This window comes from Streptomyces sp. NBC_00076, assembly GCF_045041235.1.
In the GTDB taxonomy this organism is placed as follows: Bacteria; Actinomycetota; Actinomycetes; order Streptomycetales; family Streptomycetaceae; genus Streptomyces.
The window spans coordinates 4,481,771-4,506,707 of sequence record NZ_CP108242.1; the positions used below are offsets into that span (position 1 = coordinate 4,481,771).

General features: G+C 71.0%; 24 protein-coding genes. 12 read left to right on the forward strand and 12 right to left on the reverse strand.

Going from position 1 to position 24,937, the window contains the following annotated elements; genetic code table 11:
- Positions 1-42 precede the first annotated feature (42 nt).
- From OHA64_RS20200 to rsmI, 6 genes are all read right to left on the reverse strand, one after another.
- Entirely contained in the window at positions 43-945 is a 903-nt protein-coding gene (locus OHA64_RS20200; RefSeq protein ID WP_405614939.1) for a 4-(cytidine 5'-diphospho)-2-C-methyl-D-erythritol kinase, read from the reverse strand.
- Positions 946-1,845, reverse strand: a complete 900-nt coding sequence (gene rsmA / locus OHA64_RS20205) for a 16S rRNA (adenine(1518)-N(6)/adenine(1519)-N(6))-dimethyltransferase RsmA (RefSeq protein ID WP_405614941.1) — start codon at positions 1,843-1,845, stop codon at positions 946-948.
- Between the two features lie 63 nt (positions 1,846-1,908).
- On the reverse strand, positions 1,909-3,306 hold the full coding sequence (locus OHA64_RS20210; RefSeq protein ID WP_405614943.1) for a ubiquitin-like domain-containing protein: 1,398 nt from the start codon (positions 3,304-3,306) through the stop codon (positions 1,909-1,911).
- 149 nt (positions 3,307-3,455) lie between these two features.
- Positions 3,456-4,337: a TatD family hydrolase gene (locus OHA64_RS20215; RefSeq protein WP_405614945.1), complete on the reverse strand. Its 882-nt coding sequence runs from the start codon at positions 4,335-4,337 to the stop codon at positions 3,456-3,458.
- 60 nt (positions 4,338-4,397) lie between these two features.
- Positions 4,398-4,769: a hypothetical protein gene (locus tag OHA64_RS20220; protein WP_405614947.1), complete on the reverse strand. Its 372-nt coding sequence runs from the start codon at positions 4,767-4,769 to the stop codon at positions 4,398-4,400.
- 281 nt (positions 4,770-5,050) lie between these two features.
- Complete coding sequence (rsmI, locus tag OHA64_RS20225; protein ID WP_405614950.1) at positions 5,051-5,923, reverse strand: 16S rRNA (cytidine(1402)-2'-O)-methyltransferase; 873 nt, start codon at positions 5,921-5,923, stop codon at positions 5,051-5,053.
- Positions 5,924-5,986: 63 nt separating this feature from the next.
- Between rsmI and OHA64_RS20230 the strand changes: the two genes are divergently transcribed.
- The 3 genes from OHA64_RS20230 (at position 5,987) to OHA64_RS20240 (ending at position 11,265) form a co-directional block, all read left to right on the forward strand.
- On the forward strand, positions 5,987-7,726 hold the full coding sequence (locus tag OHA64_RS20230) for a dolichyl-phosphate-mannose--protein mannosyltransferase (RefSeq protein ID WP_405614952.1): 1,740 nt from the start codon (positions 5,987-5,989) through the stop codon (positions 7,724-7,726).
- A 117-nt stretch (positions 7,727-7,843) separates the two neighbouring features.
- Entirely contained in the window at positions 7,844-9,487 is a 1,644-nt protein-coding gene (locus OHA64_RS20235) for a penicillin-binding transpeptidase domain-containing protein (protein WP_405614954.1), read from the forward strand.
- A gap of 95 nt (positions 9,488-9,582) precedes the next feature.
- Positions 9,583-11,265, forward strand: coding sequence for a penicillin-binding transpeptidase domain-containing protein (locus OHA64_RS20240; protein WP_405614956.1), 1,683 nt, complete (start codon positions 9,583-9,585; stop codon positions 11,263-11,265).
- Here OHA64_RS20240 and OHA64_RS20245 read toward each other — a convergent pair.
- Positions 11,245-11,613: an SsgA family sporulation/cell division regulator gene (locus tag OHA64_RS20245; RefSeq protein ID WP_405614959.1), complete on the reverse strand. Its 369-nt coding sequence runs from the start codon at positions 11,611-11,613 to the stop codon at positions 11,245-11,247. The two genes, OHA64_RS20240 and OHA64_RS20245, sit on opposite strands and share 21 nt — an antisense overlap.
- Before the next feature lie 192 nt (positions 11,614-11,805).
- On the opposite strand from OHA64_RS20245, the gene OHA64_RS20250 reads away from it, so the two are divergent.
- The 6 genes from OHA64_RS20250 (at position 11,806) to OHA64_RS20275 (ending at position 16,986) form a co-directional block, all read left to right on the forward strand.
- Entirely contained in the window at positions 11,806-12,849 is a 1,044-nt protein-coding gene (locus OHA64_RS20250; protein WP_405614961.1) for an energy-coupling factor ABC transporter permease, read from the forward strand.
- Positions 12,849-13,610 (forward strand): cobalt ECF transporter T component CbiQ, encoded by a 762-nt coding sequence (cbiQ, locus tag OHA64_RS20255; protein ID WP_405614963.1) that lies wholly within the window; start codon positions 12,849-12,851, stop codon positions 13,608-13,610. Before OHA64_RS20250 ends, cbiQ begins: the two co-directional genes overlap by 1 nt.
- Positions 13,611-13,920: 310 nt before the next feature.
- A complete protein-coding gene (locus tag OHA64_RS20260) occupies positions 13,921-14,670 on the forward strand; it encodes an energy-coupling factor ABC transporter ATP-binding protein (protein ID WP_405614965.1) in 750 nt (249 codons plus the stop codon).
- Positions 14,667-15,137, forward strand: coding sequence for a MarR family winged helix-turn-helix transcriptional regulator (locus tag OHA64_RS20265; protein WP_405614967.1), 471 nt, complete (start codon positions 14,667-14,669; stop codon positions 15,135-15,137). The genes OHA64_RS20260 and OHA64_RS20265 overlap by 4 nt, the downstream gene beginning before the upstream one ends.
- A gap of 106 nt (positions 15,138-15,243) precedes the next feature.
- Positions 15,244-15,726: an organic hydroperoxide resistance protein gene (locus OHA64_RS20270; RefSeq protein WP_405614969.1), complete on the forward strand. Its 483-nt coding sequence runs from the start codon at positions 15,244-15,246 to the stop codon at positions 15,724-15,726.
- 78 nt (positions 15,727-15,804) lie between these two features.
- Positions 15,805-16,986, forward strand: coding sequence for a serine hydrolase domain-containing protein (locus OHA64_RS20275; RefSeq protein ID WP_405614971.1), 1,182 nt, complete (start codon positions 15,805-15,807; stop codon positions 16,984-16,986).
- On the opposite strand, the gene OHA64_RS20280 is transcribed toward OHA64_RS20275, so the two are convergent.
- From OHA64_RS20280 to OHA64_RS20290, 3 genes are all read right to left on the reverse strand, one after another.
- The gene (locus OHA64_RS20280) at positions 16,976-17,251 is read right to left on the reverse strand and encodes a DUF1876 domain-containing protein (RefSeq protein WP_405614973.1); all 276 of its coding nucleotides are present in this window, start codon (positions 17,249-17,251) and stop codon (positions 16,976-16,978) included. The genes OHA64_RS20275 and OHA64_RS20280 overlap by 11 nt on opposite strands.
- A gap of 133 nt (positions 17,252-17,384) precedes the next feature.
- Positions 17,385-18,230 carry an EamA family transporter gene (locus OHA64_RS20285; protein ID WP_405614975.1) on the reverse strand — a complete coding sequence of 282 codons (846 nt, stop codon included), beginning with the start codon at positions 18,228-18,230 and terminating at the stop codon, positions 17,385-17,387.
- Positions 18,227-18,745 carry a YbaK/EbsC family protein gene (locus tag OHA64_RS20290; protein ID WP_405614977.1) on the reverse strand — a complete coding sequence of 173 codons (519 nt, stop codon included), beginning with the start codon at positions 18,743-18,745 and terminating at the stop codon, positions 18,227-18,229. Before OHA64_RS20290 ends, OHA64_RS20285 begins: the two co-directional genes overlap by 4 nt.
- A gap of 404 nt (positions 18,746-19,149) precedes the next feature.
- On the opposite strand from OHA64_RS20290, the gene OHA64_RS20295 reads away from it, so the two are divergent.
- The 3 genes from OHA64_RS20295 to OHA64_RS20305 all read left to right on the forward strand — a co-directional run bounded on the left by OHA64_RS20295 (position 19,150) and on the right by OHA64_RS20305 (position 21,685).
- A complete protein-coding gene (locus OHA64_RS20295; protein WP_405614979.1) occupies positions 19,150-20,370 on the forward strand; it encodes an RNA-guided endonuclease InsQ/TnpB family protein in 1,221 nt (406 codons plus the stop codon).
- A 37-nt stretch (positions 20,371-20,407) separates the two neighbouring features.
- A complete protein-coding gene (locus OHA64_RS20300) occupies positions 20,408-20,896 on the forward strand; it encodes a hypothetical protein (RefSeq protein ID WP_405614981.1) in 489 nt (162 codons plus the stop codon).
- 156 nt (positions 20,897-21,052) lie between these two features.
- Positions 21,053-21,685: a GNAT family N-acetyltransferase gene (locus OHA64_RS20305; RefSeq protein ID WP_405614983.1), complete on the forward strand. Its 633-nt coding sequence runs from the start codon at positions 21,053-21,055 to the stop codon at positions 21,683-21,685.
- A gap of 199 nt (positions 21,686-21,884) precedes the next feature.
- Here the strand turns inward: OHA64_RS20305 and OHA64_RS20310 are convergent, their stop codons facing one another.
- Together OHA64_RS20310 and OHA64_RS20315 are read right to left on the reverse strand one after the other, a co-directional pair.
- Positions 21,885-24,128 (reverse strand): MMPL family transporter, encoded by a 2,244-nt coding sequence (locus OHA64_RS20310; protein WP_405614985.1) that lies wholly within the window; start codon positions 24,126-24,128, stop codon positions 21,885-21,887.
- A 123-nt stretch (positions 24,129-24,251) separates the two neighbouring features.
- Positions 24,252-24,857 (reverse strand): TetR/AcrR family transcriptional regulator, encoded by a 606-nt coding sequence (locus OHA64_RS20315; RefSeq protein ID WP_405614987.1) that lies wholly within the window; start codon positions 24,855-24,857, stop codon positions 24,252-24,254.
- Between the last annotated feature and the right edge of the window lie 80 nt (positions 24,858-24,937).

Below are 24,937 nucleotides of genomic sequence, written 5' to 3' on the forward strand. Positions count from 1 at the left end.
CGCCGGGGCGGACGGACCTCCCCGGCGCAGGTCGGACGGGCCTCAGGCCCCCGCCACCACCGTCGCGCCCGGCACCGGCCCCGCGGCCGTACGCACCGTGCGGCACGTGCCCGACGCTCCGAGCGCCGCCGCCACCTTCGCCGCCGACCCGGCGTCGCGGGCGAGGAACGCCGTGGTCGGGCCCGAGCCCGAGACCAGTGCGGCGAGGGCGCCGGCCGACCGGCCGGCCGCGAGAGTGCCGGCGAGCTCCGGGAACAGGGACAGGGCGGCGGGCTGGAGGTCGTTGGAGACGGCGGCGGCCAAGGCGTCGGGGTCGCCCTTGGCGAGGGCGTCGAGCAGCTCCTGGGAGACGACGGGCTCGGGGACGTCCCGCCCCTGCGCCAGCCGGTCGAACTCACGAAACACGGCCGGCGTCGACAGCCCGCGTCCCGCCATCGCGAACACCCAGTGGAAGGTTGCCCCGACCTCCAGGGTCCGCAGCTTCTCCCCGCGTCCGGTTCCGAGCGCCGCCCCGCCGACCAGGCTGAACGGCACGTCACTGCCCAACTCGGCGCAGATGTCCAGGAGTTCCTCGCGGGAGGCGTCGGCCCCCCACAGGGCGTCGCACGCCACCAGCGCGCCCGCGCCGTCCGCGCTGCCGCCCGCCATCCCGCCGGCGACGGGAATGTCCTTGGTGATGTGGACATGTACGGCGGGGTCCAGGCCGCGGCGCCCCGCGAGGGCGATCGCCGCCCGCGCCGCCAGATTCGTACGATCGAGGGGCACCTGGTCGCTGTCCGGTCCCGAGCAGGTGATGCGCAGCTCGTCGGCCGGGGTCACGGTGACCTCGTCGTGGAGACCGACCGCGAGGAAGACGTTGGCCAGGTCATGGAACCCGTCGGCACGGGCGGCGCCCACCGCGAGCTGGACGTTGACCTTGGCTGGGACGCGTACCGTCACGCTCACTTATTCGGACTCTCCTTCGGGGGTGGCCGTCGTCCGCGTCACGGCGGCCTCCGCGATCCGCGCGAACTCCTCGACCGTCAGGGCCTCCCCGCGGGCCTGCGGCGAGACGCCCGCGGCGACGAGGGCGGTCTCCGCGGCGGCGGCCGAGCCGGCCCAGCCGGCGAGCGCGGCCCGCAGGGTCTTGCGGCGCTGGGCGAAGGCGGCGTCCACGACGGCGAACACCTCACGCCTGGACGCCGTGGTCTTGATCGGTTCGGCCCGCCGCACCAGCGAGACGAGCCCGCTGTCGACGTTCGGCGCGGGCCAGAAGACGGTGCGGCCGATGGAGCCGGCCCGCTTGACGTCGGCGTACCAGTTGGCCTTGACCGACGGGACGCCGTACACCTTCGAGCCGGGTGCGGCGGCGAGCCGGTCGGCGACCTCCGCCTGGACCATCACGAGGCTGCGTTCGATGCTCGGGAAGGTGCTGAGCATGTGCAGCAGCACCGGTACGGCCACGTTGTACGGCAGGTTCGCCACCAGGGCGGTGGGGGCCGGGCCGGGCAGTTCGGTGATGTGCATCGCGTCGGAGTGGACCAGCGCGAACCGGTCGGCCCGTGCCGGCATCCGGGCCGCGACCGTCGCGGGCAGCGCGCCGGCGAGTACGTCGTCGATCTCGACGGCGGTGACCCGGTCGGCCACCTCCAACAGCGCGAGGGTGAGCGAGCCGAGTCCCGGGCCGACCTCCACCACCACGTCGTCGGGCCGGACCTCGGCGGTGCGGACGATACGGCGGACCGTGTTCGCGTCGATCACGAAGTTCTGACCGCGCTGTTTGGTGGGGCGCACCCCGAGGGCGCCCGCGAGTTCGCGGACGTCGGCGGGGCCGAGAAGGGCGTCGGGGGTGGGGCTGCTGCTCACGCGACAAGGGTACGGGCGGTACCCGGCACGGCCGACCAGCGGGCCGACCGGCGGCCGGGGGGCTCAGCCGTGCAACCGTCCCCCGCAGTGCGGCCACGGACTGGCCCCCTGCTGCATGTACAGCTTCTTCGCCCGGAACGTCTGCTCGGACGCCGACGCGTCCTGCGGCCGTCCCGTCCCTCCGAGGCTGTGCCAGGTCTGCGTGTCGAACTGGTAGAGCCCGCCGTACGTCCCGGAGGCGTCCACCGCCCCGGGCTGCCCCCCGGACTCGCACGCCGCGAGCCCCTGCCAGTTCAGCTGGTCCGCGCCCTGCACGGCGGCCGGCAGCGGCCTCGTGCCCACCTTCACCACCTGCGCCCGCGGCTCCCGCACCACCTCGGTCCCGACCCACCGGGGCTTCTTCCGGACGCCGTTGACGGTGCGGACGGAGTACGTGACCCGCCGCAGCCCCGGCTGTCCGGGCCGTTCGACGACCTCGGTCCCCTGGAACAGCGAGGGGTCCGCGGTCCGCTCCACCTCGAACGGGATCAGCTCCTCCCGGATCTCCTTCGTGCCGGTGATCCGCAGCACGGAGACGGTCTGCCCGTCGCGCGGGAAGCTCTCCGGCGCGACGGACGTGGCGTCCTGTCCGCGCAGGGTGATCCCGGCCTCCGCGACGGCCTCGCGCACGGTGGCCGCGTTGGTGCGGATCGTGCGGGCCCGGCCGTCCGCCATGACCGTCACGGAGCGCTCGGTGCGCACGTCCAGCGCGAGCCCCTCGCGCCCGATGCGACGGGAGCGCGAGGCGGACAGATAAGCACCCTCCGCACGCACCCCCAGCTGCTGAAGCGCCCCCTCCACGGTGTGCGCCGTCGTCCACACCTCGCGTTGCTGACCGTCCAGCATGAGCCGCACGGGGCGCGCGTAGCGCACCGCGACCTCGTCGCCGCTGGCGAGCGCCTCGCCCGGAGCGGGCACGATCACGTCGTGGGCCCGCACCCGCACGCCCTCCTCGGCGAGCAGTTCGGTGACGTCGTCCGCGAAGGTGTGCAGGGTGCGCGGCCGTCCGTCGACGCTGAGCTCGATCGCCTTGTCCTCGGCGACGAACGCGGTGGTGCCGCCGGCGAGGAAGGCGACCACGAGCGCCTGCGGAAGCAGCCGCCGCACGGTGCCGTCGACCCGCTCGGTGCACCGCGCCCGACGTGCGCGGGCCCCGGCCCTCCGACCCGTCGTGGCACGCGCGCCCGGCTCGGTCGGGTCCGCTCCGGTCACGCTCCCCGCCGGACGCGGGAGCACCGCCTCGGGCACCTCGTAGGCGGGCCGGTAGGTGTCCTCGTACGCCGGAGGTGCCGCCGCCTCGTAGGCCGGGGGCGGTACGTACCCGCCGTAGGCCGACGTCTCCATGTTGTGCAGGTCGGTGCGCGGATCGAGGGCCGGCTGCGTGCCGTACGCCTCGAACGTCTGGTACTGCGAGTTGCTCACGCCGACACGCTCCAGGGGCCGAAGGGGTCCAGAGGGACCAGAGGGGTCCGGATCGGGCCCCCAGAACCTAGCGGAGCGACGGTCACTCTCCAAAGTGACGCGACTACCCAGAGTCGTGTTCGGGTGAATCGGTGACGCCCGGCAACGGGTCAGTAGTCGAACGCCCGTGCCGTGTTGGCGGCGAGTGCCGACGCCAGCGCGTCCTCGTCGCTGCCGCGTACGGCGGCCAGCGCGCGCACCGTGACCGGAATGAGATACGGCGCGTTGGGCCGTCCGCGGTACGGCACCGGCGTCAGGAACGGCGCGTCGGTCTCCACCAGCAGCAGCTCCACCGGGGCGACGGCCACGGCGTCGCGCAGGTTCTGGGCGTTCTTGAAGGTGACGTTGCCGGCGAAGGACATGAAGTACCCGGCGCCGGCGCAGATCTCCGCCATCTCGGCGTCGCCGGAGTAGCAGTGGAAGACGGTGCGCTCGGGGGCGCCCTCCTCCTTCAGTACGCGCAGCACGTCGGCGTGGGCGTCGCGGTCGTGGATGACCAGGGCCTTGCCGTGCCGCTTGGCGATCTCGATGTGGGCGCGGAACGACCTCTCCTGCGCCTCCTTGCCCTCGGGCCCGGTGCGGAAGTAGTCGAGTCCCGTCTCGCCGACTCCCTTGACCTGCGGCAGCGCGGCCAGCCGGTCGATCTCGGCGAGGGCCTCGTCCAGCCCGGCGGCCCCGCCCGGCGTGCGCGCACCCTGCCGGGACCATCCGTCAGGGTCGCCGTGGACGATCCGCGGGGCCTCGTTGGGGTGCAGGGCGACGGTCGCGTGGACGGCGTCGTACCGCGCGGCCGTCTCGGCGGCCCACCGTGAACCGGCCACGTCGCAGCCGACCTGCACGACCGTGGTCACCCCCACGGAGGCCGCCTTCGCGAGCGCCTCGTCCACGGTGCCCGCCTGCATGTCGAGGTGGGTGTGGGAGTCGGCGACCGGCACCCGGAGGGGCTCCGGGAGCGGCGGGGCGGCGTTCTTGTCGGCGGCGTTCGAAGGCATGCCCCGATCCTACGAAAGGGGCAGGCCCCCCTCGGTCGCCGACCAGCTCAGCCGATCGGCTCAGCTCGCCTTGCGCTGGAACGGGTGCAGGAGATCGGACAGGTGCCAGTGATGATCCTTCTGCTGCCCCTCGCCCGCGGGCACCGGCACCTGCACCGGCCCGGCGGGCGGCGCCTGGTGCTGCCGGTGTGCGGCGTCGCGGGCCGAGGCGACCCGGCCCGGCCGCATGATCCGTACGACGTGGTTGTCGCAGTTCGAACAGGTGGGCCTGGAGAGCGGGGACGGCACGACTTGGCCGTGCACGACGTACTGCACGAACTCCCGGCCGTCGGCGTCCACGTGGTGCTCTATCTCGTACGACTGCTCCCACCCGTGCCCGCAGCGCATGCAGGCGAAGGAATACGACTCGTGAACGACGGCGATCTCACTCATGCCAGCTCCTGTAGTCCGCTGGATCGAGGGGACGGGTATGTCCCTTTCACCAGTGGACGCCTTCGCCGACGTGAACGCAGCAAGCCTGTCGAGTGTTGGATCCGATTTGGGCGTCCCTTGCCAAAGCGCCCCTTCGGCCCGCTTCTGGCTTTGCCTTCCGGGAAGGCTCTTTGCGCGTCCATGGGGCGCACGCTCAGAGGAGATACGCCCTGCTCAGGAACGTGTGCGCCCCTTTGTGCGCCCCTCGTGGAACGCCCCCCGGGAAGGACCCGGAACGCGCCTCAGGAAGGGCTCGTTCCGGATGCCGCGTTCTTCGCCGCCACCACCGCGTCGAACACCTGCCGCTTGGGCAGGCCCGCGTCGGCGGCCACCGCGGCGATCGCCTCCTTGCGCCGTTCCCCCGCCTCCTCGCGCACCCGCACCCGTCGTACGAGCTCCGCGGCGTCCAGCTCCTCGGGGCCGCGCTCCGGCGCGCCCTCCACGACGACGGTGATCTCCCCGCGCACCCCCTCCGCCGCCCACGCGGCCAGGTCGCCCAGTCCGCCGCGCCTGACCTCCTCGTACGTCTTGGTCAGCTCGCGGCAGACGGCGGCCCGCCGGTCCCCGCCGAACGCCTCGGCCATCGCGGCCAGGGTGTCGTCGAGCCGGTGCGGGGCCTCGAAGTAGACGAGGGTGCGGCGCTCCTCGGCCACCTCGCGCAGCCGGGACAGCCGTTCGCCCGCCTTGCGCGGCAGGAACCCCTCGAAGCAGAACCGGTCGACGGGCAGCCCGGACAGCGCGAGCGCGGTGAGCACCGCGGAGGGCCCCGGTACGGCGGTGACCCGGATGTCCTTCTCCACGGCCGCCGCGACCAGCCGGTATCCCGGGTCGGACACGGACGGCATCCCCGCGTCGGTCACCAGCAGCACCCGCGCGCCGCCCACCAGTTCCTCGACCAGCTCGGGCGTGCGGGCGGACTCGTTGCCCTCGAAGTACGACACGACACGCCCTCTGGGGGTGATCCCCAGAGCCTGTGTCAGCCTGCGCAGCCGCCGGGTGTCCTCGGCGGCGACGACGTCGGCCCCGGCCAGTTCCTCGGCGAGGCGGGGCGGGGCGTCGGATACGTCACCGATGGGAGTGCCGGCGAGGACCAGGGTTCCGGGCGTGTCTGTCACGTTTCCATCCTCGCAGGGCCCCAAGCACGGGACGCACACAGCGCCGTTCCTTACGATGGCGCGGTGACCAGTACCGCGTCCTCCACGGACACCCGGCAGGACCACGCCCCCCAGGACCAGCGGCCGTCGTGGCAGCAGCGACTGCGCCGTTTCGGATACGCCGCGGGGCCCAGAAGCGACGTGCGCGACCGACTGGTGCCGCCGTACGTGCGGCCCAGCCCGCGGTTGTGGCAGGTGCTCGGGGTGACCGGGCCGGCCGCCGAGCGGTTCGCCCGGTGGAGCGGCTGGGGCGGTCCGCTGCTGGTGACGCTCTTCGCGGGCGTGCTGCGCTTCTACCACCTGGGCAACCCCAAGGCGGTGATATTCGATGAGACGTATTACGCGAAGGACGCGTGGGCGCTGGTCCACCGCGGGTTCGAGGTCAACTGGGACAAGAACGTCAACGACCTGATCCTGTCGGGCGGGAACGTGCGGCTCCCGACGGACGCGGCGTATGTCGTGCACCCGCCGGTCGGCAAGTACGTCATCGGGCTCGGGGAGCTGCTCTTCGGGTTCAACCCGTTCGGCTGGCGGTTCATGACCGCGCTGCTCGGCACCCTGTCGATCCTGATGCTGTGCCGGATCGGCCGCCGTATCTTCCGCTCCACGTTCCTCGGCTGCCTGGCCGGCGCGCTGATGGCGGTGGACGGCCTGGCGTTCGTGATGGCCCGCACCTCGCTGCTCGACGGCGTGCTGATGTTCTTCGTGCTGGCCGCGTTCGGCTGCCTGGTCATCGACCGCGACCGGGCCCGGGAGAGACTCGCCGCCGCGCTCCCGGTGGACGCCGACGGCCGGGCCCGCCCGGACGCGCACATCGCGGAGACGACCCGCCTCGGATGGCGCCCCTGGCGCTGGCTGGCGGGCCTGATGCTCGGCCTCGCCATCGGCACCAAGTGGAACGGCCTCTACGTCCTGGCCGCGTTCTGTGTGCTGGCGGTGCTGTGGGACGTCGGCACCCGCAGGACCGCGGGCGCGGGCCGCCCGTACGCGGCGGTCCTCAGGCGCGACCTCGGGCTGGCGTTCCTCGCCACCGTCCCGGTCGCGATCGCCACGTACATCCTGTCCTGGCTGGGGTGGATCCTCTCCGCCACGGACGGCACCGGCGGCTACTACCGCAACTGGGCGACCGCCGACGGCAGGAGCAGCAGCTGGTCGTGGCTCTTCCCGGACTGGTGGCTCAGCCTGTGGCACTACGAGCACGAGGTCTACAAGTTCAACATCAACCTCTCCTCGCCGCACACGTACCAGTCCAACCCGTGGAGCTGGCTCGTCACGGGCCGCCCGGTCTCGTACTTCTACGAGTCCCCCGCCCCCGGCAAGGACGGCTGTCCCATCGACGCGGGCGAGAAGTGCGCCCGTGAGGTCCTCGCCATCGGCACTCCGGTGCTGTGGTGGCTGGCGTGTTTCGCGATCCTGTACGTCCTGTGGCGCTGGTTCTTCCGCCGCGACTGGCGCGCGGGCGCGATCGCCTGCGGCATCGCGGCCGGCTACCTGCCCTGGTTCCTCTACCAGGACCGCACGATCTTCTTCTTCTACACGATCGTCTTCGTCCCGTTCCTCTGCCTGGCCGTCGCCATGCTCCTCGGCGCGATCGTCGGCCCCCCGGGCTCCTCCGACACCCGCCGCGTCGCCGGCGCGACGGGCGCGGGCATCCTGGTCCTGCTGATCGCCTGGAACTTCATCTATTTCTGGCCCCTGTTCACCGGCACCACGATCCCGATCGACGAGTGGCGGTCGCGGATGTGGCTGGATACGTGGGTCTGACAATCGACGGAATCTTTACCCCGTGTGTCACACCCGCCGCATAGAGTGCGACACAAGCGCTTTCTGAACGCGTTCAAGAAGACGTGCGGAAGGCAACAACGGGGAGGGGTCCGCGAAATGGGCAGACGGGTGAAGGTCGCCGTCGTCGGTGGTGTGTTCGCCGTGATGGTGGGCGGGGCCGGGTACGGGACGTACAACTTCATGTCCGCGTTGAACGAGGGCGGCGGGGGCCGGGGCGGGACAGGATCGGCCGGGCCCGCGCCCGTGAAGAGCGGGCCGGCGAGCTCGGACGAGGTCGAGGAGACGTCCGCCAAGTTCTTCGCGGCCTGGGAGAAGGGGCAGGCGGCGAGTGCGGCGGGGTACACGAACAACGACACGGCCGCCGAGCAGCTGCTGACTGCGTACGGCGAGGCCGCCCACATCAGTGACGTCAGGATCACACCGGGGACGTCGTCCGGCGCCACCATGTCCTACACCGTGAAGGCGAAGGTGGCCTACGACGGCAAGTCCAAGTCGCTGACGTACAAGAGCAAGCTGACCGTCGTACGCGGGGTCACCACCGGGCGGGCGCTGGTCGACTGGCAGCCCTCCGTGATCCACCCCGAGTTGCGGCGGGACGACACCCTGGTCACCGGGGAGTCGGCGAACCCGCCGATCGAGGCGGTGGACCGCAACGGGGCGGTGCTGACCAAGGACGAGTACCCGTCCCTGGGGCCCATCCTTGACGCGCTGCGGGACAAGTACGGCGACAAGGCCGGCGGCACCCCCGGCATCGAGCTGGTGATCCGGCACGCCGGCGAGGACGCCGCCGACACCCCGCTGCTGACCCTCGCCAAGGGCAAGGCGGGCAAGCTGCGGACCACGCTCAGCGCGGGCGCGCAGGCCGCGGCCGAGAAGGCGGTCAAGCAGTACGCCCAGTCCTCGCTCGTCGCCGTCAAGCCCAGCACGGGTGAGGTGCTGGCGGTGGCGAACAACCGCAAGGACGCCTTCAACGCGGCCTTCGAGGGCGAGGTCGCCCCCGGTTCCACCATGAAGATCATCACCGCCGCGATGCTCATCGACAACGGCGTGACCTCGATGAACGGGCCGGCGCCCTGCCCGGACACGGCGACCTGGCAGAGCCAGACCTTCAAGAACCTCACGAACATGCGGCCCGACGAGAACGCCACGCTCGCCAACAGCTTCATGCGGTCCTGCAACACCGCCTTCATCAAGCTGATCGACGAGAAGCCGCTCACCGACGAGTCGCTGACCACGGAGGCCCAGACGCGGTTCGGGCTCGGCCTCGACTGGAAGACCGGCGTCGTCTCCCGGGACGGCAAGGTCCCCGCGTCGAGCGGTCCGGACCGGGCCGCGAACGCCATCGGCCAGGGCCAGGTCCAGATGAACCCGCTGAACCTGGCCTCGGTGACGGCCACGGCGATCACCGGCGACTTCCGTCAGCCCTACCTGGTCTCGCCCGAACTCGACGACCGTCAACTGGCCACCGCCAAGGGGCTGCCGTCCGGCACCGCCGCGCAGCTGAAGCAGATGATGCGGCTGACCGCGACCCAGGGCACCGCCGTCGAGGCGATGGCCGGACTCGGCGGGGACATCGGCGCGAAGACCGGTTCGGCGGAGGTCGACGGGCAGGCCGTGTCCAACAGTTGGTTCACCGGTTTCCGCAACGACGTGGCCGCGGCGGCCATGACGGAGGAGGGCGGCCACGGCGGCGAGGCGGCCGGCCCGATTGTCGCAGCTGTGCTACGAGCCGCCGGCTGATCTCACCCACGGGGGACGGGACTCTAGGCTGTTGCCGTCGTTGGGACTGAAGAGGGCAACGGGGACCCTGGGGATTTCGCGGAGGAACGAAGGCTGTGGGTAACAGAAGGCGCGTCGCCGAGCGACGGAAGACCAAGCCCGCCGTGGTCGGCGGGGTGATCGCCGTCGTCGTCGTCGGCGGCGCCGGCTTCGGCGCCTACGCACTGTACGGAGGCGGGTCGGCGGCCGACGACGGGAGCCGGTCGACGTCCGCGAGCGACGACCACAAGAAGGACATCCCGAGCGGTCCGCTCTCGGCGACCGAGGTCACCAGCACGGCCCGGACGTTCCTGACGGCCTGGCAGCAGGGCAGGGTGCCCCGGGCGGCCGCCGCCACGAGCGACACGGCGGCGGCCACCACCCTGCTCACCGGCTACACCAAGGACGCCCATCTCAAGGACGTCACGCTCACCGCGGGCGCCCGCACCGGCGACAAGGTCCCCTTCTCCGTGAAGGCCACGGTGTCGTACAAGGGCACCGAGAAGCCGCTGACGTACGACAGCGCGCTGACCGTCGTCCGCGACACCACCGACGGGAAGCCGCGGGTCGACTGGCACTCCTCCGTCGTCCACCCCGACCTCAAGGACGGCGACACCCTGGTCACCGGCGCGTCCGGGACTCCGCCCGTGAAGGCGGTCGACCGGGACGGGGGCGAGATCACCACCGCCAAGTACCCCTCGCTCGGCACGGTCCTGGACGGGCTGCGCGAGAAGTACGGCAAGACGGCCGGGGGCAAGGCAGGCATCGAACTCAGGGTGATCCGCGGGAAGTCCGCGAAGGCGGCGAAGGCGTCCGACAAGACGCTGCTGGAGCTGAGCAAGGGCACGCCCGGCACGGTGAAGACGACCCTGAACCCGACGCTCCAGGCGGCGGCCGAGCGGCAGGTCGCCAAGAAGGCCAAGTCGTCGGTGGTGCTGATGCGTCCCTCGACCGGCGAGATCCTGGCCGTCGCGAACGCCTCCCACGGCTTCAACATCGCCTTCCAGGGCTCCCTCGCCCCCGGCTCCACGATGAAGGTCATCACCTCCTCGCTGCTGATCGACAAGGGCCTGGCCTCGGCGGACAAGGCGCACCCCTGCCCGAAGTACTTCAAGTACGGCGGCTGGAAGTTCCAGAACGACGACAAGTTCCAGATCAAGGGCGGCACCTTCAAGGCGAGCTTCGCCCGCTCCTGCAACACGGCCTTCATCAGCCAGGCGCCCGACCTGGACAACGACGACCTGACCAAGCAGGCCCAGCAGGTCTTCGGTCTGTCCATGAACAACTGGGCCATCGGCGTGCCGACCTTCGACGGCTCGGTGCCGGTGCAGAGCGCGGCCCAGATGGCGGCCTCGCTGATCGGACAGGGCGGGGTCCGGATGAACCCGCTGAACATGGCGTCGGTGTCGGCCACGATCGAGTCGGGCAGCTTCAAGCAGCCCTACCTGGTGTCGCCCACGGTCGACGACCGCAAGCTCGCCACCGCCTCCCGCTCGATGTCCTCGGGCACGCTGTCGCAGCTGCGGGAGCTGATGTCGTACACGGCGGGCTACGGCACGGCGGCCGAGGCGATGTCCGGGGTCACCGGCAACGTGGGCGCGAAGACCGGCTCGGCGGAGGTCGACGGGCAGAAGAAGCCGAACGGGTGGTTCACCGCCTACCGCGGCGACCTCGCCGCCGCGGGCGTCGTCCAGCAGGGCGGGCACGGCGGCGACACGGCGGGCCCGATCGTGGCGTCCCTACTGAAGATGGGCGGCTGAGGTCGGCATCGGGACGGCCAGATACGTCCGCCGCAGGAACCTGAGCAGCGCCTTCGCATCGAACTGCACCACCGATACGCCCTGCGCGGAGTGGAACTCGACGACGGTCTGGACGCGTCCGCACGGCCAGACGCGGACCTCTCCGCTGCCGGCCGGGGCGCGCAGGCCCTGTTCGAGGAGCGAGCGCGAGAAGGTCCACTCGTGCGAACCGGGCAGGAGCACCCGTACCGAGCGCGGGTCGGTCTCGGGGTCGTAGCGCAGGACGACCGGGACCGCCTCGTCACCCTCTCGCGGGATGTCCGCGTCCGTGACGATGTGAGCTCGCGCGTACTGTTCGACTACAGACATCGTGACGGCCCTCTCACGCTGCGTAACCTGTGCGGAATCTGTGTGCTTATTTCCCCTCCAGCGTCGCACATTTCCGGGATCGCGCCTTGGTGGACGAAGATGCTGTTCCTCACGCCCTCGCGGCGTTTCCCCGCACTGTTCGATTCTCGGCGCTCTTGCAACTCATTCGCAACAAGCCACTATCATCGAACGGTGCATGTGCCTGACGGATTCATCAACGCGCCCGTATCCGCCGCGACCGGAGTCGTCGCCGCCGGCGCCGTCGCCCTGAGCCTGCGCGGCGCGCGCCGCGAACTGGACGAGCGCACCGCGCCGCTGGCCGGCCTGGTCGCCGCGTTCATCTTCGCCGTGCAGATGCTCAACTTCCCCGTCGCGGCGGGGACCAGCGGACATCTGCTCGGCGGCGCGCTCGCGGCGATCCTCGTCGGCCCCTTCACCGGGGTCCTGTGCGTGTCCGTGGTCCTGCTGATGCAGGGCATCCTGTTCGCGGACGGCGGCCTGACCGCCCTCGGCGTGAACATCACGGACATGGCGATCGTCACGACCGTCGTCGCGTACGCCGTCTTCCGGGGGCTGGTGAAGGTGCTGCCGCGCACCCGCCGGTCGGTGACGGTGGCCTCGTTCGCCGCCGCGCTGCTCTCCGTCCCGGCCGCGGCCCTCGCCTTCACCCTCCTGTACGCCGTGGGCGGCACCACGGACGTCGCCATCGGCAAGGTCGCCACCGCCATGATCGGCGTGCACGTCCTGATCGGCATCGGCGAGGCCGCGATCACCGCGCTGACCGTGGGCGCCGTCATCGCCGTACGCCCGGACCTGGTGTACGGCGCCCGCGGCCTCCAGCAGAAGCTGAAGCTGCGGGTGAACGGCGAGTTGGTCGACGTCCCCGACGCCGAGCCGGTTCCCGTCGCCGCCCGCTCGCACCGCACGCTGTGGATCACCGGCCTGGCGGCCTCCCTCGTGCTGGCCGGATTCGTCAGCTTCTACGCCTCCGCGAACCCCGACGGGCTGGAGAAGGTCGCCGCCGACAAGGGCATCGACCAGCGGACGAAGGAGCACGCGAACGCGGACTCCCCGCTCGCCGACTACGGCGTCAAGGACATCGAGGACGCCCGCCTCTCCGGCGGTCTGGCGGGCGTGATCGGCGTCGGCGTCACCGTCGTCGCGGGCAGCACGGTGTTCTGGGCGGTCCGCAGGCGCCGCACCGACGACACCTCTCCCGCGAGCACGAGCCTCTGATGGGCGCCGGGCACGCGCACAGGCTCTACCGGCACGGGCACTCGCCCGTGCACGCCCTGCCACCGCACACCAAACTCGCGGCGACCTTCGCCTTCGTGGTGGTCGTGGTGTCGACCCCGCGGGAGGCGATGTGGGCGTTCGGCCTGTACGCCGTACTGCTGGCGTCCGTCGCGTACGCGGCCCGGGTACCGGCCGGCTTCCTGCTCAAGCGGCTGCTGATCGAGGTCCCGTTCGTCGCGTTCGCGGTGCTGATGCCGTTCGTCGCGGAGGGCGAGCGGGTCGAGGTGCTCGGGATGTCGCTGAGCGTGAACGGCCTGTGGGGCGCCTGGAACGTGCTCGCCAAGGGCACCCTCGGGGTCGCCGCCTCCGTACTCCTCGCCTCCACCACCGAGCTGCGCGAACTCCTCCTCGGACTCCAGCGGTTGAAGCTGCCGCCGCTGCTGGTGCAGATCGCGTCCTTCATGATCAGGTACGGCGACGTCATCACGGACGAGATGCGGCGGATGCGGATCGCCCGGGAGTCACGGGGCTTCGAGGCGCGGGGCGTGAAGCACTGGGGCGTGCTGGCCAAGTCGGCCGGTGCGCTGTTCATCCGCTCCTACGAACGCGGGGAGCGGGTCCATCTGGCCATGGTCAGCCGGGGGTACGCCGGTTCGATGCCGGTCATCGACGAGGTGACCGCTTCCCGGGCGCAGTGGTCGTACGCCCTCACCCTGCCGTTCGCCGCCCTCGTCGTCTGCGTGTTGGGATGGGCTCTTTGAACCCTCCCCCAGCTGAAGCAGGGGGATTCCTGGCTCAGGAAGCCCCACCGGTCAGCGACCAGCGAGGTCTTACTCCCTCAGCACCAGCCGGGACGGAACCTGCCCGGTTGACTGAAAGCATTGGTGCGCGCCGGCTTGGTTCTCGCTCGGCACGTCGTGCGCGCTTGGTTCTCGCTACGCACGGTATGCAGCTTACCCGATCGTGTAGTCGGTCTTGCGCCCTTGAGGCGAGACCCCGTCCTCTGCCCTGCTCCGCAGGGGTTCGGTTCCTCCCCGCGCTGAAAGCCGGGGCATCCTCAAAGGAGACCCAGTGACTGCTTCCCTCGAGGTCTCCGGCCTCGCCTTCGCCTACCCGGACGGCCACCAGGCGCTGTTCGGCGTGGACTTCGCCGTCGCCCGGGGCGAGCGGGTCGCGCTGCTCGGTCCGAACGGCGCCGGCAAGACGACCCTGGTACTGCACCTCAACGGCATCCTGAGCGGCGGCACGGGCTCGGTGAAGGTGGCCGGGCTGCCCGTCGGCCGACAGCACATGGCCGAGATCCGGCGCAGGGTCGGGATCGTCTTCCAGGATCCGGACGACCAGCTCTTCATGCCGTCCGTGCGTGAGGACGTGGCCTTCGGCCCGGCGGCGGCCGGGCTGAGGGGGGCGGAGCTGGAGGAGCGCGTGGACCGGGCGCTGGAGCGGGTCGGCATGGCGGAGTTCAAGGACCGGCCCCCGCACCACCTCTCCTTCGGACAGCGGCGCCGGGTGGCCGTGGCGACCGTCCTCGCGATGGAGCCGGAGATCCTCGTCCTCGACGAGCCGTCCTCCAACCTCGACCCCGCCTCGCGCCGCGAACTCGCCGACATCCTGCGCTCGTTGGACGTGACCGTCCTGATGGTCACGCACGACCTCCCGTACGCCCTTGAGCTGTGCCCCCGCGCCCTGATCCTCAGCGACGGCACCATCGCGGCCGACGGCCCAACCGGCGAGCTACTCTCCGACGACGCGCTGATGCGGGCCCACCGACTGGAGTTGCCGTTCGGATTCGACCCGCGGTCCGTGACAATGGGCGCGTGACGAACCAAGAGGGCGCCGATGACGAGGGCTCGCTGCTGCTGGACGACCAGCTGTGCTTCGCGCTCTACGCGGCCCAGCGCGCGGTGACGTCCGCCTACCGTCCACTCCTCGACGAGCTCGGCCTGACCTACCCGCAGTACCTGGTGCTGCTGGTGCTGTGGGAGCGCGGCGAGATCACCGTCAAGGAGCTGGCGGGTGCGCTGCGGCTGGACTACGGCACGGTGTCGCCCCTGCTCAAGCGGCTGGAGGGCGCGGGTCTTGTCCGCCGGGAGCGGGCTGCGAACGACGAGCGCTCGGTGCTCGTGGCGTGCACGGACCGCGCCGAGGAGCTGAGGGAGCGCGCGGCGCGGGTGCCCGGTGCCCTGCTCGCGGCGACCGAGCTCGACAGCACGGAGGTCGGTCGATTGCGTGCGGAGCTGTGGGCACTGGCCGAGCGCGCCGAGGCGGCGGCGGACCGCGCCCGCTGATCTCGGGTTACCCACGGTTGCCACCCCCTGATAACAGCGACCTCCCTACCGGCCAGTATCTTGTGCACGATGCACTTGTGCGCACCTGTTCCGGGGGGAGCCGGCCATGACTGACGACACCACCGTCGACGCGACTGCCAACGCCATTGGCGACACCGCTGTAGACACCCGTCCCTCGAAGATCGTGTACGTCGCCGAGGCCACCGCGCACGGCGGCCGGGACGGCTTCGTCACCAGCCAGGACGGCCAGATCGAGCTGAAGGTCGCGATGCCGCCACAGCTCGGCGGCGACGGCAACGGCACCAACCCGGAGCAGCTGTTCGCGGCCGGCTACAGCTCCTGCTTCCACAACGCGCTGGTACTGGTCGGCCGGCGCTCCGGCTTCGACCTGACCGGGTCCACGGTCGCCGCGAAGGTCGGCATCGGCCCCAACGAACAGCGTGGCTACGGCCTCGCGGTCGCCCTCAGCGTCTCGCTGCCGGTCCTCGACCCGGACATCGCGGCCAAGCTGGTGGACGCGGCCCACGAGGTCTGCCCGTACTCGAACGCGACCCGCGGCAACATCGACGTCACCACCCTTCTCGGCTAGCGAGACACCGGAATCGAAGGCCGTACGGGCATGTTTCACTCACTGTCGTAGGCGAACCACCGGACAGGGAGTACGGACGTGGACGTGAACGGGACTGTGGCCGAGGGCTTCGAGCCGGTCAGGGACGCGTTCGTGCGGAACTTCGAGGCACTCGGGGACCGGGGCGCGGCCGTAGCCGTGTACCGGGACGGACGCCGGGTCGTCGATCTGTGGGGCGGCACCAAGGACGTCGACGGGACCACGCCCTGGCAGCGCGGCACCGCCCAGGTGGTGCGCTCGGCGACCAAGGGCGTCGCCGCCGCCGTACCGCTTCTGCTGCACCAGCGCGGGGAGCTGGACCTCGACGCGCCGGTCGGTGAGTACTGGCCGGAGTTCAAGGCGCACGGCAAGGACCGGGTGCTGGTGCGGCATGTGCTGAACCACCGGGCCGGGCTGCCGCTGCTCGACCGCCCGATCACGCCGCAGGACGCCCTGGACCCGCGCCGGGGCCCGGAGGCGGCCGCCGCGCAGGCCCCCGTCTGGGAGCCCGGCACGGACCACGGGTATCACGCGCTGACGTACGGCTGGATGCTCGACGAGCTGGTGCGGCGCGTGACCGGGCGGGGCGCCGGTGAGTGGATCGCGGCCGAGATCGCCGCGCCGCTGGGCCTGGACCTGTGGCTGGGGCTGCCGGAGGCGGAGGAGGCGGCGGGCCGGACCGGCCGGGTCGGCCGGATCGAGGCCCCCGAGCCGGCCCCCGGCCCGGGACTGCGGGTGCGCCCGAAGCGCTCGGTCACCGAGGCCTACGACGACCCGGGCTCCCTCACCCGCCGGGCGTTCGCCGCGATCACCCCGTTCCCCGACCAGAACGACCCGGCGTACCGGGCGGCCGCCCTGCCCGCGACCAACGGCATCGCGACCGCCGACTCCCTGGCCCGCTTCTACGCGGCGCTGATCGGCGAGGTCGACGGCATACGGCTGTTCGACCCGGCCACCGTGGCAGCGGCACGCGCCGAGGAGTCGGCGGGCCCGGACCGTGTCCTGGTGGTCAACACCCGCTTCGGCCTCGGCTACATGCTGCACGGCAGCGCGTCCCCGCTGCTCGGCCCGGGCTCGTTCGGCCACCCCGGCCGCGGCGGCGCGCTCGGCTTCGCCGACCCGGAGACCGGCGTCGCCCTCGGCTATGTCACCAACGGCTTCCGCAAGACCGTGACGGCGGATCCGCGTGCGCAGGCGCTGGTCGGGGCCGTACGCGTCGCGCTGGAGCAGGTCACACGTTGATCGGGTGGGACGTCCGCCCGGACGCCTCGTCGATCTCGCCGTGCGCCTTGGTCAGCAACCGCATCGCGAGTTCGTTCAAAGCACGGGCCGCGGCGATCTCCTCACCCACTCTCGGCTGGTTCGGATCGATGTGGTGACGGCTGGCGTGCCCGTGCGTGCGTACCTCGGTACCGTCGGGCAGGCGCACCATCGCCGCCGCCCGGGTGCGCTGATCGTCCTCCTGGAACTCCAGCTCGATGTGCCATCCCACGGTGTTGTGCAACATGACGACCACCTCCGGAAGACCTGCTTCCAGGGTGCTCCTCGACGGCCCGTGATGCACGATTCCGGCACGTGGCCGCTGTCGCGGACAGCACCGGACGAGCCGCCCCCGGGGTCACGTGACGACATGCGCCGCTTCATCCCGCGTGCAGCATCAGCCCGATCCCGAGCACCAGCAGTCCGGCCGCCGCGATCCTGGGCGCCCCGAACCGCTCCTTGAAGAACATGGCCCCGATGGCCGCGCCGACGATGATCGACGACTCGCGAAGGGCCGCGATCGGCGCGAGTTCCGCCCTGGTCTGCGCCCACAGGACGAGTCCGTACGCGAACACGGAGAGGAACGCTCCCAGCAGCCCGACGCCCGCGAACGGCCGTAGCACGGGGACGAATTCGCCCCGTAGGCGATACAGCGCGTACGCCGGGATCGCCATGCCCTCCACCGCCATCAGCCAGGCGATGTACCCGAGGGCGGACCCGGAGGCGCGCACCCCCAGCCCGTCCACGACCGTGTACGACGCGATGGCCAGCCCGGTCGCCAACGCGGCCCCGATCGCCGCCCAGTCGGGCCGCCGGCCGCGCAGTCCCCACAGTGCGACGCCGGTCAACCCCGCGCAGGACAGGGCGATCCCCGCCGCCGCCCAGCCGTCGGGCACCTCGTTCGCGAAAACGGCGGCGAGCAGGGTGACCACCAGGGGCGCGGTGCCGCGCGCGATCGGATAGGCCTGCCCGAAGTCGCCCAGCCGGAAGGACTTCATCAGCAGCAGGTAGTAGACGAGGTGGATGACCGCCGACACGATCAGATACGGCCACGCCCCCGCCGCCGGGAGCGGCACGAACGGCATCATGGCCAGGCCGATCAGCGATCCCCCGCCCGCGATCAGCGTGAACCCGACCAGTTTGTCGGTGATTTGATGGGCGATCGCGTTCCAGCTGGCGTGCGTCACCGCGGCCAGCAGCACGGCCGCGGTGACCAGCGGGGTCACGAGGTCCGCTCGCGCACGTCCACCAGGGTGGCGCCGGCGTGGACGACAAGGTCCTTGGGCCGCATGGGAAAGACGGTGTACGGGGTACCGGCGGCGGCCCACACCACCTCGTGCTCCAGCAGCGACCGGTCGGCGAGCACCCGGGTCTGGGTCCGGTGCCCGAAGGGCGGTACGCCCCCGATCGCGTACCCCGTCGTCTCCCGTACGACGTCGGCCCTGGCCCGTGTGACCTTGTCCGCGCCGAGCGCCTCGCGGACCAGCTCCAGGTCCACCCGGGAGGCGCCGTCCATCAGCACCAGCACCGGCACCCCGTCGGCCGCGAAGATCAGCGACTTGCAGATCTCGCTCAACTCGCATCCGAGCGCCGCGGCGGCCTCGGCGGCGGTGCGGGTGGCGTCGGGGAAGCGGCGGATCCGGTGGGTCAACTCGTCGAGCCCCAGCTCACGCAGGGCTTCGGCGAAACGGGGGTGGGCTTCGGAGCCCTCGGGGCGGGCGTCGGGCGCGGGCGTCGTCATGGACGGCACGCTAGTGGCGGGTGTACGGGACACGCGAACGGGTTCTCTGTCGGTGTCGCGAGCGGATTCTCCGTCTGGGACGCGCGCGCATTCACTGTCAGGAGGCGTGCGGTTCACTGTCCGTGGCGCCAGCGGGTTCACCTGTTTCTTGCGAGGAGGCCTCGGTGTTCACGCCCGGTGGAATCGCATCCGGGTGTCGCGACGCGGAGTGTTGCCGTATCAGGGCGCGGAGCGTTCGTACTGCTGCCGGTATCGCCGGGGTGTTGCGAACGCGTGTGCCTGTGGTCGCTGGTCGGGGTGGTGGCTGTGGGTTTGGGGTGCGTGTGTGCGGCGGTCGTACATACGGTCCTTCGCAGGGGTGAGGACGGCATCGTGTCTGGGCCGGGACACTGTGAGGGGGCGAAATGGCGCAGGCGGCGGTCGCTGTGGAGGGCGGGCATGCCCGGTACACCTACCGGCTGCGCGTGCCGTCCACCGCTCGCACCGCGCTGGTGGGGGAGTGGGACCGGTGCCGCTGGGTGTGGAACGAGTGTGTCGCCAAGTCCAGGGCCGTACACCTGCACAACAAGGCGGCCGGCCAGAAGGCCACGTGCGGTCCGGCGCAGCTCGACAGGATGCTGACCGAGGCCCGCGCCCGTACGCCGTGGCTGCGTGAGGGCGCATCGGTTCCTCAGCAGCAGGTCATCCGCGACTTCGGCCGCTCACGTGCCAAGGCGCACAAGGACATCCGCGAGCGCCTGCCCATGGCGCGCCGGGCCGGGATGCCGAAATGGAAGACCAAACGCGAGGCACTGGCGACCCTCAGCTACACCAAGCGCGGGTTCCGGCTGAAGGACGGCCGGCTGCACCTGGCCGGGGGCATCGTCCTGACCGTGGTGTGGTCGCGGGACCTGCCGGGGGAGCCGTCCTCGGTGCGTGTGTACCAGGACAGCCTCGGGCACTGGTACGCCTCGTTCGTCGTCCCCGCCCAACTCCAGCCGCTGCCGGAGACCGGTCGCGTGCTCGGTGTCGACTGGGGTGTGAAGGAGACCGCGACCACCACGTCCGGCGCGCACGACCTGCCACACGCCGGGCACGGCAGGAAGGCCCGGGCCAAGCTGACCCGGTACGACCGGATGATGGCCCGCCGCAGGCCGAAGAAGGGACAGCCGGCGTCGAAGGGCTACCGCGAGGCGAAGACACTGCGGGCGAAGGCGTACAAGAAGGTTGCCAGGCAGCGTGCGGACACCGGCCGTAAGTGGGCCAAGAAGGCGGTCCGCGACCACGACGCCATCGCGGTCGAGGACTTCCGCCCGAAGTTCCTTGCCAAGTCCACCATGGCCCGCAAGGCCGCTGACGCCGCCATCGGCGCCACCAAGACCGCTCTGGTGGAGATGGGCCGCAAGCACGGGCGGGACATCCGCCTGGTCCACCCCGCGCACACCACGATGGACTGCGCGCACTGCGATGCGAGAGCCAAGCATCGCCTGCCGCTGGGTGAGCGCACCTACACCTGCACCGTGTGCGGAAGGGTGTCCCCACGGGACAAGAACTCCGCACGTGTGATGCTCGTCCGGGCTGGTCTCAACCCGGCTGGTATTGATGGCGGAAGACCTCCTGGAGCGCAGCTCCAAGAGGCGGCCTGAGCCAGGAATCACCTCCCTTCAGGGAGGTGAGGATTCAATGTCAGTGGTGGATGTCATGATCGGCCCTATGGGAGTTCTCTACGGCTACTACAGCGCCGCCGATGACCAGGACGCCGGCCGGGCGATCGTCCGCGAGGACGAGCAGCCCAGCGGGACCGGATACGACCAGTTCGTGCTCAAGGGCATCGACCCGGTGGCCAACCTGCTGCCCGCCGAGTCCCTGATAACCGGCCGTTCTCAGGACGAAGTCAAGGCCGATCCCCGACACGGTCACCTGGTCGCCATGGTGGGAGACGGCGAGATCGTCAGCGTGTCGCTCACCGACACCTTCCGTGACGCCCTCGTGAGCTTCGACCCGGCGTTGTTCGACGCCGTCGCCCAGGGCTGGTCCGTCTCGGACGCCTTCGACTCGCCACCGGACAAGGACACCGTGGACGACCTGGCCGCGTTCCTGCGCGAGTTGACCGACCTCGCCCAACGGGCCACCGCCAAGGGGCACCGCCTGTACTGCTGGATCTGCCCTTAGACCGGACCCGCCACCGTCGCCGTTTCCGTCGCCGTTTCCGTCGCCGTTTCCCATCGACGTTCGAAGCCGCTCGCAGCCGACGCCCGTTCCACGCCCCGGAGTCCGAGCACCGGACGACCCGTTGTGAGAGCGCTCCCCACTGGGCAGGATGCGGCGATGACCTCAGTACCCGCCATACGTCCGTACCGACCCGAAGACCGCGAAGCCCTCGACGACATCTGCGTCCGCACCGCGCACGCCGGCCAGGACAGCCGCCCCCACTACACCGACCCGACCATCTTCCCGGCGATCTTCGCGGCGCCGTACGCCCATCTCGAACCGGACCTCGCGTTCGTCCTGGACGACGGGCACGGGCAGGCCGTCGGGTACGTCCTCGGCACCGCGAACACACCCCGTTTCGTCGAGGACTACCGGGCGAAGTGGCTGCCGTCGGTCGCCGAGAGGTACCCGGAGCCGAGCGCCCCGCCGCGCACCCCGGACGAGGAGATCGTCCCCCTCCTCCACCATCCGGAGCGCATGCTGGTGCCGGAGGTGGCCGCCTACCCGGCCCATCTCCACATCGACCTGCTCCCCGAGTGGCAGGGACGCGGCAACGGGCGGGCCCTGATGGAGACCTTCCTCGACGCGCTGCACAATAAGGGCGTACCGGCCGTGCATCTCTCCATGGTCACCGCCAACGCCTCCGCCCGGGCCTTCTACAACCGTCTCGGGTTCGACGAGATCGAGGTGCCCGGTGCCGATCCGGGTGTCACCTACCTCGGACGTGAGACGCGAGACGCGAAACAGTAGCCGTACAGGAACAGCTCGACCAGCTGCTCATCCCGCTCGGCGGGCTGGACGATCCGCGGACCGACGCGGAACGACGATCTGGAGCGCACCCCCACCGCGCTCCTGGACACCCCCGCTGGGCTGAGACGAGGAAGGCCGGTGAGGCCGCCCCGTCCACACGGAGCCCTCACCGGCCGGCCAAGCACGCGAGCAGGGTGCGTCAGACCCCTACCAGCTCGCGGTCGCCGTCCGCATGGCCGTCGTCCCGCCGCTTGTCGTCGTCCAGGGTGCGCAGCCCCTCACCCTCGACGTCCACGTTCGGCAGCGCGCGGTCCAGCCACTTCGGCAGCCACCAGGCCTTCTTGCCGAGCAGCGCGAGCACCGCCGGGACGATGGCCATACGGACGACGAACGCGTCGAAGAAGACGGCGATCGCGAGGCCGAAGCCGATCATCTTGATCATCGACTCGCTGGAGCTGATGAAGCCGCCGAAGACGGCCATCATGATGACTGCGGCCGCGGCCACCACCCGGGCGCTGTGCCTGAAGCCGGTCACCACGGCCTGGCCCGGCGACTCGCCGTGGACGTACGCCTCCCGCATGCGGGTCACGAGGAACACCTCGTAGTCCATCGCGAGTCCGAAGACCACGCCCACCATGAAGATCGGCATCATCGACATGATCGGACCGGTCTGCTCGACGCCGATCAGGCCGGAGAGCCAGCCCCACTGGAAGACCGCGACCACGGCACCGAGTGCGGCGAGCACGCTGAGCAGGAAGCCGAGGGCCGCCTTCAGCGGGACCAGGATGGAGCGGAAGACCACGATCAGAAGCAGGAAGGCCAGGCCCACCACCAGGCCCAGATACGGGATCAGGGCGTCGTTGAGCTTCTGCGAGAAGTCGATGTTCATCGCGGTCGTGCCGGTGACCAGTACCTCCGCGCCCGTGTCCGCCTTGACGTCGGCGCCCGCGCCACGGATGGCGTGGACCAGGTCCTCGGTCTGGACCGAGGACGGCTTGGAGCCGGGGATGACGGTGATCGTCGCGGTGTCGCCGGTCTTGTTGAACGCCGCCGGGGTCACCGTCACGACGTCCTTGAGGCCCTTGACCCCATCGGTCACCGCGGTGGCCGCCGTCTTGGGGTCGTCGCTGTTCTTTGCGTCGACCACGATCATCAGGGGGCCGTTGAAGCCGGGGCCGAAGCCCTCCGACAGCAGGTCGTACGCCCGACGCTGCGTCGTGGACGTCGGCTGCGAGCCGTCGTCGGGCAGCCCCAGCTCCAGCTGGGTGGCCGGGACGGCGATCGCACCCAGACCGACCACGCCGAGCAGCAGCACGGCGGCCGGACGGCGAATGACGAAGCTCGCCCAGCGGGTGCCCATGCCGGGCTTGGCCGGCACCTGGGAGGACTTCTCGGCCGCGTCGCTCTTGTCGCGCTTCCCGCGCTTCTCGCCCGCCGGACGGATCTTCCGGCCGGCGTATCCGAGGAGCGCCGGGATCATGGTCAGCGCGATGAGGACGGCCACCACGACCGTGCCCGCCGCCGCGAGGCCCATCTTGGTCAGCATCGGGACGCCGACGACCGAGAGGCCCGCCAGCGCGATCACGACCGTGAGACCCGCGAAGACCACCGCGGAGCCGGCGGTGCCGGTGGCCCGGCCTGCCGCTTCCTCTCGGTCGCGGCCGTCGGCCAGCTCGCCCCGGTACCGGGAGACGATGAACAGGGCGTAGTCGATGCCGACCGCGAGACCGATCATCAACGCGAGCGTGGACGTGGTGTCGCCGAGGTCGAGCGCGTTGGCGAGGGCGGTGATGGTGGAGACGCCGATACCGACGCCGATGATCGCCGTCAGCAGCGGCAGTCCGGCCGCGACCAGCGAGCCCAGGGTGACGACGAGGACGACCGCGGCGATGGCGAGGCCGATGACCTCACCGACCGCGCCCGGCTCGGCCCCGGCCTGGAGCGCGTCGCCTCCGACGTCGACGGTCAGTCCCGTGGCCCGGGCCTCGTCGCCGGCCGTCTCGAGGGCGTCCCTGGTCGTGTCCGCCAGTTCCATGCCGGGGAGCTTGTACTTCACGGAGGTGTAGGCGACCGTTCCGTCCTTGCTCACGGCGTGCGTCGTAAAGGGATCGGTGACGGAGACGACCTCGGAGCCGTCGCCCAGTTCCTTGACGGTCCTGTCGACGGTCGCCTTGTTGTCGGCGTCCGTCATCTTCTGGCCCTCAGGCGCCTTGAAGACGATGCGCCCGGTCGCGCCGTCCGCGCCGGCGCCGGGGAAACGCTGTTCCAGGAGGTCGAAGGCTTTCTGCGCTTCGGTCCCGGGGATCGAGAAGGAGGTGGTTCCGGCGGCGGGGGCGCTGGCCGCGCCGACGCCCGCGAGGGTCAGCAGCGCGACCCATATCAGGGCGACGAAATGCCGTCGCCGGAAGGCGAGTCGGCCGAGTTTGTACAGGAACGTGGCCACGAAGGCGTCTCCCGGTCAGGTCGTGGTCTCTTCAGGGCAGGTGTGATCAGCCCGGTGGGTGGCAGGGCTGATCGGCCCGACGACTTGAGCGGTGGCGTCAGGTTGGGCGGACCGTGGGGACGGTCAGGTGGTGGTGGGTGCGCAGAGGGCGGGGAGGACCACTGCGTCGATGTACGAAAGGAGGAAGCTCTGCGTCGGCGGCTGCTCGTCGAGCAGCGTGCGGGCGGCGAACGCTCCGATCATCATGTGCATCATGAACTGGGCCGCCGGGCTGTCCGCACGGACCTCGCCCCGGTCGATCGCCCGGTCCAGCACACGACGGAACTCCGCCATCTCCGGCTCGATGAGATGTGCCTTGAACGCCTTCAGGAGGTCCGGGTTGCCGTGGACCGCCATGGCCAGACCCCGCATCAGCGCGGAGTTCTGCTCCATCTGGCAGTCGTCCGAGCGCAGCGTGAGAGCGTGCAGGTCACCCCTGAGCGACCCCGTGTCGATCTCCCCGAGGGAGCCACCCGGCTTGCTGTGCCGGACCGCCTTCGCCACCAGTTCGGGCTTGCCGCCCCACTGACGGTAGAGCGTGGCCTTGCTGGACCGGGTGCGGGCGGCGACGGCGTCCATGGTGAGGGCGTCGTAGCCGACCTCGCGGAGCAGGTCGAGCACGGCCGTGTACAGCTCGGCCTCGCGCTCGGGTGTGATCCGACTGCGACGCGCCGTTGCTGCCTCAGCCACTCTGCTCACCTTCCAGGTCCGAACCACGGTTTCGTACATGACGAATGTATCGCACCCTCAAGCGAAACGAAACTGTTTCG